Consider the following 12130-nt stretch of genomic DNA (forward strand, 5'->3'; position numbering starts at 1 on the left):
GCCCGGGGGGGGGGGGGGGGGGGCCGGGTTACGGTCCCCCCCCCCCGGGGGGGGTTGTGTGCCCACCCCCCTCACCCAAACCACACCCCCTAGGCGACCGGGACGAGGGTCAGGTACGCGATGCCGAGGACCTCGCGGTAGCCGTTCAGCCAGGCCGAGCGCTGGCGGTCCACGCGGGTGCGGGTCTCGGCGGCGAGGGGGTGGTCCGGGTGGGCGGCCAGCCAGAGTTCGGTGGCGTGGCGGTAGCCCGACTCGAACTCCTCCCACTCCTCGCGGCTCGCCGTCTCGATCCAGGCGGGCCGGAAGCCCGCCTCGATCGCCAGGTCCACCAGCCCGCCGAGCGACAGGTGGTCGTCGGTCCGCGCGTCCGGCCACATCCCGGCGAGCTGCTCCGCCGTCGGCGTACGCTCCCAGAAGCCCTCGCCGAGCACGACCCGCCCGCCCGGCGTGACCAGGCGTCGCAGTTCACGCAAGGCCGCGGCCGGGTCGTGCGGCTGGTCGGGGTCGCAGAGGGCCTGGCTCGAACCGAGGCACAGGATCGCGTCGACGGGCCCGCGCGTGGTGCCGAGCGCCGACTCCTCGACGAACTCCACCCGGTCGGCGAGTCCGCGTTCCCCGGCGAGGACACGGCCCCTGGCCAGGTCCTCCCCGTTGATGTCGAGTCCGACACCGGTGGCGCCGGGCGCGGCTTCCAGGACGCGCATCAGGAGTTCGCCCCAGCCGCAGCCGATGTCGAGGACGGTGGCGGGCGCGGGGGCCGCGAGCCGCTCGATGAGGCGGGTCGCCCGGGCCTCGGAGAGCGGGCCGTGGAAGGTGAGGTCGCCGAGACGGGGCGGAAGATCATTCGCGGTCATGGCGGGGAGGTTAGTGCGCGGACCGGGGCTCCGCCCCTCCATTTCCGTCCGCGGCGGAGCGCCAAGGCATGGGCCGCACGAGACCCCGGGCGCACGCACCCCGGTCGGGGCGGCGCGGGCTTCGGGATCCGCGTGCCCGGCAGACCGGGGCGTAGGGCGCCGCCCTCTAGGCCACCGGTCGGCCGAGGGCGGCCAGCGGGTCGTCGAGGACCGGCTGCCAGGCCAGCTCCGCCGCGCCGACCAGGCTGTTGTGGTCCAGCGTGCACGGCAGGATCGGCACACCGCCGCTGCGCCCCCACAGGCTGCGGTCCGCGACGACCGCGCGGAGCCGGTTGGGGTCGGCGTCGAGCAGCTCGCGGTGCAGGCCGCCGAGGATGATCCGGTCGGGGTTGAGGATGTTCACCAGCCCGGCCAGGCCGAGCCCCAGACGATCGATCAGCTCCTCGGTCGCGGCCCGAACCCCCGGGTCGTCCGGCCTGGTACGCAGCAGGTCGCGCGCCTGCTGAAGCAGCGACACTTCCGGCCCGGGCGCGCGACCGGCGACCGTGAGGAAGGCGAGCGGATCGGTCTCGACGTCCAGGCAGCCCCGGCTGCCGCAGTGGCAGGGGCGGCCCTCGGGGTTGACGGTGAGGTGGCCGACTTCGAGGGCCAGGCCGGAGCTGCCCGTGTGCAACCGGCCGTCCAGGACGAGGGCGCCGCCGACGCCCCGGTGACCGGTGGCCACGCACAGCAGGTCCTTGGCGCCCCGCCCGGCGCCGTGGCGGTGCTCGGCGAGGGCGGCGAGATTGACGTCGTTGCCGGTGAAGGCGGGGCCCTCGATGCCGGCGGCACGGACGCGTTCGGCGAAGATCTCCCGTACCGGAGCGCCGGCCGGCCAGGCGAGGTGGAGCGGGTTGAGCGCCGTGCCCTCCGGTTCGGCGACGGCGGACGGCGCGGCGAGCCCGGCCCCCACGCAGCGCCGGCCGGTCTCGCGGAGGAGCGCGGCGCCCGCGTCGACGACGGCGCCGAGCACCTGGGCGGGGTCGGCGGAGACGGTGACACAGCCGGGGGCGGTGGCGACGATGGTGCCGCCGAGGGCGACCAGCGCGGCCCGGAAGCCGTCGGAGTGGACCTGGGCGGCGAGGGCGACGGGGCCCTGGTCGGCGACGGCGAGGCGGTGCGAGGGGCGGCCCTGGGAACCGGCGGCCGCGCCGGGATTCGAGTCGACCCGGATGAGCCCCAGCGCCTCCAGCTCGGCGGCGACGGCTCCGGCGGTGGCGCGGGTGACGCCCAGCTCGGCGGTGAGGACGGCGCGGGTGGGCGCGCGGCCCGTGTGCACCAGTTCGAGTGCGGGTCCGAGCGCTCCGCGCCCCCTGTCCAGACGTGTCTTGGTCGTCGTCGCCTTGCCGTTCATGGGGGCGAGTCTCCCATGATCGGGGAGGGCCCCGGTTTCGGCGGGGGCCGAGGGGGTAGCGGCGCGGCGGAAACACGAGGTGCGCGGGAGGTCTCATGGCACGCTCCGAGGCGAGTGCGCGGGCGCGGGCGCTGGTGGCGGACGAGGCCGGGCGGACGTACGCCGAAGAGGCCGGAATCCGACTGAAGGACACGCCGCAGCCGCTGTACCAACTGCTCGTGCTGGCTCATCTGCTGAGCGCCAGGATCCGGGCGGCCACGGCGGTGGCGGCGGCCCGGGCCCTGTTCGAGGCGGGGATGCGCAGCCCGCGGGCGATGCGCGACGCGAGCTGGCAGGAGCGGGTGGACGCCCTCGGCGAGGGCGGCTACCGGCGGTACGACGAGCGGACCGCGACACAGCTCGGCGAGGAGGCCGGGCTGCTCCTGGAGAAGTACGGCGGCGATCTACGCCGGATGCGGGCCGCGGCGGACGGAGACGTGGACGCGCTGGGCGCGGCGCTGCGCGAGATGCCGGGGATCGGTCCGGCGGGCGCGGACATCTTCCTGCGGGAGGTGCAGGGGGTGTGGCCGGACGTCGGCCCCTATCTGGACGAGCGCGCTCTGGAAGGCGCCCGCCGGGCCGGCCTTCCCGCCGACCGTGCGGCGCTGGCGGAGCTGGTTCCGGGCAAGGACCTCCCGGCCCTGGCGTCGGCCCTGGTGCGGACCTCGCTCGACCGCCCCGCTAAGGGCTCGTAGGGAGAGCTTGGGCCCGCGCCACGGGCGCCCTACGGGACGGCAGGGCGGTGGTTCGCGCCGCACAAGGCGCCCTCCGGGACGCCGGCCTCCCCTCGCTCGCCCTCCTCTCCCGAGGGCGATCGGCTCGGCGAGGGGACCGCCCGAGGCCGCCCGCACGGAGCAGCGGGTGCGCGTAGCCCGTCCGTGGCCCAAACCGTCCGTCCCTCGCCGGGGCCGCCCGCCGTACTCCGCCAGCTCAAGCGCCGCCGCCCCGAACCAGCGGGCACCCGCCGCCCGTCCGTGGCCGAGGCCGCCCGTCGCCCGTCCCTGGCCGAGGCCATCCGTCCCTGGCCGAGGCCGCCCGCCGTACGCTGCCACCTCCCGGGACCAGAGCAACCCGCCGCCCGCGACCAGCGCGTCCCGTCCCCCACCCCCGGACGCGGGGTCACTCCTCGTACTCCGTCACCTCCAGCGCCGCCTCGCGTACGTCCGGGTCCGCGTGGCGGCGCAGGGTCCGCAGCAGGTCACGCCACTCCGCGGGCCAGCTCAGTCGGGCGCCCATGCCCGACACCATGCCGACGGCGAGCAGGCCGTCGATCGCGTCGCCACCCGTGGCGGCGCCCAGCAGGGCGGTGCGTACGGCCGAGGTGTCCTCCAGGCCGTCGACGGCCATGGAGGCGCGGGAGTCCAGGCTCCGGGCGACGGTGGCGGCGGCCACCCGGCTGTGCCGGACCGTGTCGGCCAGCTCGCCCAGCTGCGCGGAGAGCCCGGGGGCGTCCTGGTCGAACGCGACGAGGGAGACGAGCAGGCGTGCGCGGACGGCCGCCAGGCCGGGCTCGCCCGCCAGCAGGTCGGCCACCGCACGCGGCACGTGGCGGGAGGAGGTGGCCGCCCGCAGCGATTCCGCCAGCGACCGGAGTCGCCGGCGGGCCGGGAGGTCCCGGCCGTGCGGGTCCTCGTAGCCGTCCTCCTGTTCGCGGCGGACCCCGGCGAGGAGCGTGGTGACGGTGGTGTGCAGCAGGCCGCCTTCCACCGCCCCGCCCACGGGGTGCGGCGCACCGGAGCCGGCGAGGTCGGCGAGCGCGGTGGAGTGTGTCCGCCAGGCGCCGCCCGCGGCGAGGTCGGTCACCCGGTCGCGGAGGACGGTGAGCACCTCGGGCGTGGAGGCCGCCCATCGCGGAAGGGCCCGGTTCGCCGCCGCACGGACGTCGGGGTCGTCCGCGGCGGACAGGCCGACGACGAGCCGCCCGTACCGCGCGCGGTGCGCGGCCGGCAGGGCCCGGGGAAGGGTCTCGACGAGCGCCATCCGCACCGGGGGCGCGTCGCGCGCGGCCTCCTCCAGCACCTCCCAGGTGCCGGGCTCGCCGAGCAGCCCGGGTGCGGCCCGGACGATCACCGCTCGCACGTCGGGGTGCCCGCCGGGGGCGCGGAACGCGGCGGCCAGCAGCGCGGCGGCCCGGGCCGTGGGGAGGAACCGCGCGGCCAGCCGGACGGCCTCCTTGCGGCTGGTGACCTTGGCGTCGCTTCCCGGTGCCAGAACGGCGGCCAGCTCTTCGGCGAACGGTTCCGGCGCGCTGTGCGCGGCGGCCTTGCCCACGGCGTGGACGGCCACCCGCGCCCGGTCACCGCCCGCGTGGTCCAGCAGGATCCGCAGCGATTCGGCGGGCCGGTCCGGTCGGACGGCGGCGATGAGGGCGGCCTCCGCGAGCACTACCTCCGGTGCGTCCAGATACGCGTCGACCACCTCCCGGCCGTGGCCGCCGGGCAGGGCTCCGGCGGCGAGCAGGGCGGCGGCCCGCTCCCTCAGGGGCCGGGACGTGTCCGCGACCGCCGCCCGCGCCACCCGGGCCGCCGCCTCCTGCTGGCGCGGCAGCCAGCGGTCGGCGTACGCCACGTCGGGCAGCGGGCGGTCGGCGCCGCGCGGCAGGAAGCGTCCGTACGGCGGTTCCTCGGCCAGCAGCGCGTCGAGCAGGTCGGTCCGCCGCCGGGCCACCACCTCCCGTACGGCGGGAAGGACGGCGACCGAAGGCTCCCGTTCCAGGATTCGGCTCACCCGCGCCTCGCGCGTGCGCGGATCCGCCAGCCAGTGTCGGGCCGCGGTGGCGGCCGCCTCGTCACTCCCGCAGCGGAGGGCGCTCTCCAGGAGATCCTGGAGACCGGGGATGTCGTGGGCCCTCCGGCCGAGCGCGGCGGCGAGACCGAGGAGGGGCGCGTGGTCGCCCTTGCCGGCGGCCGTCTCCAGCCACGGCCGCACCGCGGCGAAGACCTGGTGCTCCTGGCCCCTGCGGAGCGTGGTGCCCAGGGGGCCGAACACCAGCGTGCCGGTGTCGCCGGTGATCAGGGGCAGGGCGGCGAGCGCCCAGGCGGCCAGGGCGGGCCGACCGGACACGGGGGCAGGCCGGTCGGGGGACGTGCCGTCACCGGCCGGGGCGGAAGGGCGTTCCTCCGCCGTGGCGGGCGTACCGGAGGCGGTTCCGCTCGCGCTCACGTTTCCGCCGCGGTTTCCGCCGCCCACCGGCTTCGTCGTCCGGTCGGTCCGACGGTCGACGGACCCGGAACCGCCGGACTGTCGCCCCGCATCGGCCGTACGGGGAGCCGGGCCGGCACCCCCGCGGCCGTCCGCCCTCCCCGTGTCGGTCTCCGCGTACGCCACCACCAGGCCGAAGGCCAGGCGGCAGAGGGCACCGCGGCCGGCCTCCGAGGCGTCGCGGGCGTCCAGCGCGTCCCGCAGGACGCGGTCGAGCCCCGGCACGTGCCGGTCGTGGAGCGCCGACGGGGGCAGTCCGGCCAGGGCGTCCAGGGCTTCGGCGCGTACGGGGTCGCGCTCGTTGCGCAGCCGGCCCATGAGGTCGAGGGCGTCGGTCACCGCGTCGGGGCCGCCGTCCCGGCCGGCGCAGGCGAGCAGCTCCCGCCACACCCGGGCCCGGTCCTCGGCGTCGGGTTGCCGGAGGGCGTCCAGCATCCGGGGCCGCGCCTCGGCGTAGGGCCCGAACGCGGCGGTCTCCAGCACGTCCCACCAGAAGTAGCCGCCCTCCGCGTCGGCCTCGGCGAGCCAGCGCCTGACCTCGGCCCACCGGCGCTCCCGGGGAAGGACGTCGAGCAGGTCGTCGGGGACGTAGCCGGTCGACGGCTGCCGCCCGTTCAGGGAGTCCAGGAAGGCGGCCCGGCGTCCCAGGGGCATCGCCTTCAGCAGGGCGGCGAGGTGCGGTGGATGCCTTAGCCACGCGCGGGCGAACCGTCCCAGGGACGGCGGTTCGGCCCTCACCAGCGCGCGCACGGCGCCGGGCGACAGCCGCTGGGGATACCGCTGGTGGTCGCGGTCCGGGGAGAGGAGCCATCGCAGGGTGCGTTCGGCGTCGGCGTCGAACAGCCCGCCCACCCGCTGCCAGATCGGGTGCGGCAGCATGCCGGGCCCGTGCCGCTCCAGCAGGTCGAGGACACGGTCCGGGCGGAGCCGCACCAGGACGGCCAGGCCGTGGGCGTTGCGCTGCCACCACCCGTCGCGCTCCCAGCGGTCGTACAGGTCGGCGAGGTCGCGCCCGGCCTGGTCGAGGAAGGCGTCAGGATGACTCCGCGCCAGCCGGGCCGGCCGCTCGACGGCGTGGGCGACCTCGGGAAGCAGCGCCGCGACGAACGGTGCCGAGCAGGCGGGCAGCAGCCGCGCGGCTTCGGCGTCGCCCCATGTGGCGCGTATGCGCGGTACGAGCCGTTCGGCGAGCGCCGTGCGGCCGCCGGCGAGCACGAGCCGGGCCAGGCGGGCGCGCAGCGCGGCCGACGCGCCGTCGTGGGCGGCCTCCACGGCATCGTCCGGGACCGGGAGCGTACGGGCGGCGCGCAGGGCGTAGCCGCCGACCACGGGGTCGGGGTCGGCGAGCCCGGCGACGAGGAACGACTCGCGCCGTCCGACGAGCGCGGCGAGGGCGGCGAGCCGCCGCTCGTACGGGCCTCGCCGGTCTAGCTCGTCGAGCACGGTCTCCAGCTCGCCGCCGGCTTCGAGGCCGGGGACGCTGAGCGCCAGGTGCCGCAGTCGACGGTGGTGCGGGAGGGGGTCGAGGGCGGCGAGCAGGCGGTCCACGGCGTACGGCATCCGGTGATCATCCCGTCGTCGCCGTGATCCCGGCCACTGGTTTTCCGGCGGGAGGCCGGTTGAAAACCACCCGGCCGGACCCCTATCCTGCGTTTGTGCCGCTACTAAACAAAGTACGGACGGCCGCAGCGGGGAGCCCCGGCGGAGACACCGCCGCCCACTCCCTGTCCCGCCTCCGCTCCGCCCTGACCCTCTTCTTCGCCCTCGACGGATTCCTCTTCGCCGGCTGGGTGGTCCGCATCCCGGCCATCAAGCAGCAGACCGGCTCCAGCGCGAGCGACCTCGGGCTCGCGCTGCTCGGCGTCTCCGCCGGGGCCGTGGTGACCATGACGCTGACCGGGCGCCTCTGCCGGCGTTACGGCAGCCACTCCGTCACGGTCGTCACGGCGCTGCTGCTCTCCCTCTCCATCGCGCTGCCCGCGCTGACCGGCTCGCCACTCGCCCTCGGTCTTGTCCTGCTGGTCTTCGGCGCGGCCTACGGCGGGATCAACGTCGCCATGAACAGCGCGGCCGTCGACCTCGTCGCCGCCCTGCGCCGCCCGGTGATGCCCAGCTTCCACGCCGCGTTCAGCCTCGGCGGGATGCTCGGCGCGGGCATCGGCGGCCTGGTCGCCGGCGGCCTGTCCCCCGCGACGCACCTGTTCGTCCTGACGGCCGTCGGCCTGCTGCTCACCGCCGTCGCCGGCCCCGTCCTGCTCCGGCACCCCTCCCCGGCCCCGCCGGAGGCCGAAACCGTCCCCCAGGCCGCGGCCGCCCGATCACACGGCCGGGCAGGATCGCGGGGCGGAGAGGGGTCCGAGGCAGGGAACGTATCGCGGGGCGGAGAGGGATCCGAGGCAGGGAACGGATCACAGGGCCGGAACGGATCGCGCAAGCTCGTGATCGTGTTCGGCGTGATCGCGCTCTGCACGGCGTACGGCGAAGGGGCCCTGGCCGACTGGGGCGCGCTGCACCTGGAGCAGGACCTCGACGCCCACCCGGGCATCGCCGCCGCCGGTTACTCCCTCTTCGCGCTGACGATGACCCTCGGCCGGCTCTCCGGCACCGCCCTGCTCGAACGCCTCGGCCAGACCCGGACCCTGGTCGCAGGCGGCACGACCGCCGCCGCCGGAATGCTGCTGGGCGCCCTCGCCCCCACCATCTGGGCCGCGCTCCTCGGCTTCGCCGTGACCGGCCTCGGCCTGGCCAACATCTTCCCCGTCGCCGTGGCGCGCGCGGGCGCCCTGGCCGGCCCCAGCGGTGTCGCCACCGCCTCCACCCTCGGCTACGGCGGCATGCTCCTCGGCCCCCCGTCGATCGGCTTCCTCGCCGACTGGTTCTCGCTCCCGGTCGCCCTCACCACCGTCGCCGTCCTCGCGGCCGGTGCCGCGGTGATCGGCTTCGCCGCCCGCAACGCCAAGGCGCACGAGCCGAGTTGACCGAGGACCGACCGGCGCCACGGAACGGGTGGCCTCCGGGCGGCCGGAGGCGAGGGCCATCCGCTACCCGTCCCGTCGGCTGGCAGAATCCCGGCACATGGAGATCATGAAGACAGCCGCCCACATCGAGACCCTCGACGCGCAGGGCCGGTCCCTCGCCGAGATCGCCGCCGCGGCGGGCATGGACGCCGAGGTGGCGACCTGCCCGGGCTGGCGGGTACGCGATCTGCTGCGGCACACGACGATGGTGCACCGCTGGGCGACCGCCTTCGTCTCCGAGGGCCACACCTCCTACCACCCCGACGGCGGCGAGCCCGATCTCGACGGCGACGCCCTGCTCGCCCACTACCGCGAGGGGCACACCCGGCTCGTCGCCGCCCTGCGTCAGGCACCGGACACCCTGGAGTGCTGGACGTTCCTGCCCGCCCCCTCGCCCCTCGCGTTCTGGGCCCGGCGGCAGGCCCACGAGACGACCGTCCACCGCGCCGACGCCGCGTCCGCGCTGCCCGGGGGCGCGCCGGGGCGGATGGACCCGGCCGTCGCCGCGGACGGGATCGACGAGCTGCTGCGCGGCTTCCACGCCCGCGACCGCAGCCGGGTGCGGACCGCCGAACCGCGCACCCTGCGCGTACGGGCGACGGACACCGGTGACGTATGGACCGTGCACCTGTCGCCGGAGCCGCCGCGGACCGACTACTCGGGCGCGCACCCGGCGGGCCCCGGGAGCACGGCGGGCATGGCGGGCACGGGCGTGGCGGCGGGCCCGGCGCGGGCGGCGGACTGCGAGCTCGGCGGGCCCGCCGACCGGCTCTACCTCATGCTCTGGAACCGGCTCCCGCACACCGCCGTGTCCGTGACCGGCGACGCCTCCCTCGCCGAGCTGTGGCGGGAGAACTCCGGCATTACTTGGTCGTAGACCGGCGCGGCGGGGGCGGCGCGGCGGGGGTGGGGCGGTCAGCCCAGCCAGCCCGGGCGCACGAGCCCCGACTCGTAGGCGAGGACGACCAGTTGGGCCCGGTCCCGGGCTCCGAGCTTCACCATCGCCCGGCTCACATGGGTCTTGGCGGTCAGCGGGCTGACGACCAGCCGTCCGGCGATCTCCTCGTTCGAGAGGCCGATCCCGACCAGGGCCATCACCTCCCGCTCCCGCTCGGTGAGTCCGTCGAGGCCGCGCGCGTCCGCCGGGACCTTGGAACGGGCCGCGAACTCCTCGATCAGCCGGCGCGTCACCCCCGGCGAGAGCAGCGCGTCCCCCTCCACCACCGCGCGCACGGCCCGCAGCAGCTCCTCCGGTTCGGTGTCCTTGACGAGGAAGCCCGAGGCGCCGGAGCGGATGGCCTCGAAGACGTACTCGTCCAGCTCGAAGGTGGTCAGCATGACCACCCTGACCGCGCCGAGCGCGGGGTCCCCGGTGATCGCACGGGTGGCGGCCAGACCGTCCCGCCGGGGCATCCGGATGTCCATGAGGACGACGTCCGGGCGCACCTCACCCACCAGCGCCACGGCCTCCTCGCCGTCCGCCGCCTCCCCCACGACCTCGATGTCCGGCTGGGCGTCCAGGAGCGCGCGGAACCCCGCCCGTACCAGCGACTGGTCGTCGGCGAGCAGGACGCGGATCACGGCGTCTCCTTCGGGCGGACGGGCAGGACCGCGCGCACCCGGAAGCCGCCGTCCGGCCGGGTGCCCGCCTCGATGGTGCCACCGAGCGCCGCGGCACGCTCCCGCATGCCGGCGAGTCCGTGGCCGCTGCCGCCCGCCTCGGCGCTCGCGCCTCCGGGGGACGCGGCGGCGGCCGGTCCCTCGTCGTCGATACGGAGTTCCAGACGGCCGGGGGTGTAGTGGATCACGACCCGGGCGGTACGGGACGCGGAGTGCCGGACCACGTTGGTCAGCGCCTCCTGCACGATCCGGAAGGCCGCGAGGTCGGCGCCGGGCGGCAGCGCCACCGGCTGCCCCTCGGTGACGGCGTCCACGGTGAGCCCTGTGGAGGCGGCCTGCTCGACGAGTTCCGGCAGCCGGTCGAGCCCGGGCGCCGGTGTGCGCGGCGCCTCTCCGGGCGCCCGCAGGGTCGCCAGCACCTGACGCACCTCCCCCAACGCCTCCTTGCTCGCCGCCTTGATGGTGGTGAGCGCCGTACGGGCCTGCTCCGGGTCGCTGTCGAGGAGGGCGAGGCCGACCCCCGCCTGGACGTTGATCACGGAGATCGAGTGGGCGAGGACGTCGTGCAGTTCGCGGGCGATCCGCAGCCGTTCCTCGTCGGCCCGGCGCTTCTCGGCCGCGGCGCGTTCGGCGCGCTGCTGCGCCCACTGCTCGCGGCGGACCCTGACCAGTTCGGAGGCGGCGAGGATCGCGACGACGAAGGCGGCGACGGGGAGTTCCCGCCCCCAGGGGGCCGCCGGGTCCCCGTCGGGCGGGAGGTGGCGGTACAGCCAGTGGCCGATCAGCAGGTTCCCGAGCCAGAGCCCGCCGAGCGCCGCCCAGGCCGCGTACCGGTGCCCGTGCACGATCGCGGCGTAGCAGGCGACGGCGACGGTGAGGAAGACGGGGCCGTAGGCGTACCCGGCGGCGAAGTACGCGAGAGTGGCCGCCGCCACGCCGAAGACGACCGGGACGGGGTGGCGGTTGCGCAGCAGGAGCAGCGCGGCCCCGGCCAGCAGCAGCACGCGGCCGAGCGCGTCCAGCGGCTCCCGGTCGGGCTGCCCCTGCGACGCGAAGCCGGAACCCACCGTCACGAAGACCGCCAGGAGCAGTGTCGATCGCCAGGGCAGTCCGCCGCCGGGCTCGGGCCCCGCCCACTGCCACAGCCGGGCCGGCCCGCTCCGCGCCTCGCGTACCGGGGGCGGTCCGCCGCGGCCCGGTGTCCGGTGTTCGTCCATGGCCGCCACGCTAGACGCGGACGGGACGCCCCGGCGTCAGCCGGGCGTGGTGGTCACGCCTACTCCCGGGGAAGTACGCCGTCCGCGCGCGGGGTGGGTGAGGGCGGTGAGCTCCGTGAGGCGGACGTCGCCGCTGGGAAGGTAACGGGAGAGCGCGGACGAACCGTGGAGGAGACCGCGCCTTCCCACCCTGGCCCGTTCTGTCCTGCTGAAGGAGTCTGCCGATGACCTCGCCGCCGTACTACCGCCGGGGCAGTGCGCTCGCCATCCGCGTCAACGGCGTGGTCGGCTGGCTCGCCCGCCACGGCGTCAGCCTGCTCGGCTCGGCCGAACTCTCCGTACCGGGCCGGAAGAGCGGCCGGATGCAGCGCATCCCCGTCAACCCGCACCGCTTCGGGGGCGAACGGTATCTGGTCTCGGCCCGCGGCCACTCCCAGTGGGTCCGCAACATGCGCGCGGCGGGCGGCGGAGAGCTGCGCGTCGGCCGGAAGGTCCGCACGTTCACGGCGACCGAGGTCGCCGACCACGAGAAGCTGCCGATCCTGCGCACCTATCTGGAGCGCTGGGGATGGGAGGTCGGCCAGTACTTCCAGGGGGTGACCGCCGCCTCCTCCGACGCGGAGATCCTGGCGGCCGCTCCCGACCACCCCGTCTTCCGCATCACGACGACCGCGTAGAGCGGCGGCCACGCCCACCCTTGCCGGGGAGCGCCGACGCTGTCGTCGCAGCGCCGGCGAATCGATCCGTCAGAGCCGGCCCGGGTTCGGCCCGGTCAGGGACCCGAGGGGT

General features: G+C 76.4%; 9 protein-coding genes. 4 read left to right on the forward strand and 5 right to left on the reverse strand.

Annotation, left to right across the window (positions count from 1 at the left end; all coding sequences use genetic code 11):
* Positions 1 to 89: 89 nt before the first annotated feature.
* Both ACFZBD_RS09115 and ACFZBD_RS09120 read right to left on the reverse strand, forming a co-directional pair.
* Complete coding sequence (locus ACFZBD_RS09115; protein WP_391137986.1) at positions 90 to 854, reverse strand: methyltransferase; 765 nt, start codon at positions 852 to 854, stop codon at positions 90 to 92.
* A 166-nt stretch (positions 855 to 1020) separates the two neighbouring features.
* Positions 1021 to 2247: an ROK family protein gene (locus ACFZBD_RS09120; protein WP_391137989.1), complete on the reverse strand. Its 1227-nt coding sequence runs from the start codon at positions 2245 to 2247 to the stop codon at positions 1021 to 1023.
* 95 nt (positions 2248 to 2342) lie between these two features.
* On the opposite strand from ACFZBD_RS09120, the gene ACFZBD_RS09125 reads away from it, so the two are divergent.
* Positions 2343 to 2981, forward strand: coding sequence for an endonuclease (locus ACFZBD_RS09125; protein ID WP_391137991.1), 639 nt, complete (start codon positions 2343 to 2345; stop codon positions 2979 to 2981).
* A gap of 424 nt (positions 2982 to 3405) precedes the next feature.
* Here ACFZBD_RS09125 and ACFZBD_RS09130 read toward each other — a convergent pair whose 3' ends face one another.
* Positions 3406 to 7047, reverse strand: coding sequence for a hypothetical protein (locus ACFZBD_RS09130; protein ID WP_391137994.1), 3642 nt, complete (start codon positions 7045 to 7047; stop codon positions 3406 to 3408).
* 95 nt (positions 7048 to 7142) lie between these two features.
* On the opposite strand from ACFZBD_RS09130, the gene ACFZBD_RS09135 reads away from it, so the two are divergent.
* Entirely contained in the window at positions 7143 to 8465 is a 1323-nt protein-coding gene (locus tag ACFZBD_RS09135) for an MFS transporter (RefSeq protein WP_391137997.1), read from the forward strand.
* A gap of 106 nt (positions 8466 to 8571) precedes the next feature.
* Complete coding sequence (locus ACFZBD_RS09140; protein WP_391138553.1) at positions 8572 to 9381, forward strand: maleylpyruvate isomerase family mycothiol-dependent enzyme; 810 nt, start codon at positions 8572 to 8574, stop codon at positions 9379 to 9381.
* Positions 9382 to 9419: 38 nt separating this feature from the next.
* On the opposite strand, the gene ACFZBD_RS09145 is transcribed toward ACFZBD_RS09140, so the two are convergent.
* Both ACFZBD_RS09145 and ACFZBD_RS09150 read right to left on the reverse strand, forming a co-directional pair.
* Positions 9420 to 10085: a response regulator gene (locus tag ACFZBD_RS09145; protein ID WP_391138000.1), complete on the reverse strand. Its 666-nt coding sequence runs from the start codon at positions 10083 to 10085 to the stop codon at positions 9420 to 9422.
* Positions 10082 to 11341 carry a histidine kinase gene (locus ACFZBD_RS09150; protein ID WP_391138003.1) on the reverse strand — a complete coding sequence of 420 codons (1260 nt, stop codon included), beginning with the start codon at positions 11339 to 11341 and terminating at the stop codon, positions 10082 to 10084. The genes ACFZBD_RS09145 and ACFZBD_RS09150 overlap by 4 nt, the downstream gene beginning before the upstream one ends.
* 224 nt (positions 11342 to 11565) lie before the next feature.
* On the opposite strand from ACFZBD_RS09150, the gene ACFZBD_RS09155 reads away from it, so the two are divergent.
* Complete coding sequence (locus ACFZBD_RS09155) at positions 11566 to 12018, forward strand: nitroreductase family deazaflavin-dependent oxidoreductase (RefSeq protein WP_391138006.1); 453 nt, start codon at positions 11566 to 11568, stop codon at positions 12016 to 12018.
* The last annotated feature ends 112 nt before the right edge of the window (positions 12019 to 12130 follow it).

Origin of the sequence: Streptomyces sp. NPDC008121 (assembly GCF_042957155.1) — a bacterium.
Taxonomy (GTDB): domain Bacteria; phylum Actinomycetota; class Actinomycetes; order Streptomycetales; family Streptomycetaceae; genus Streptomyces.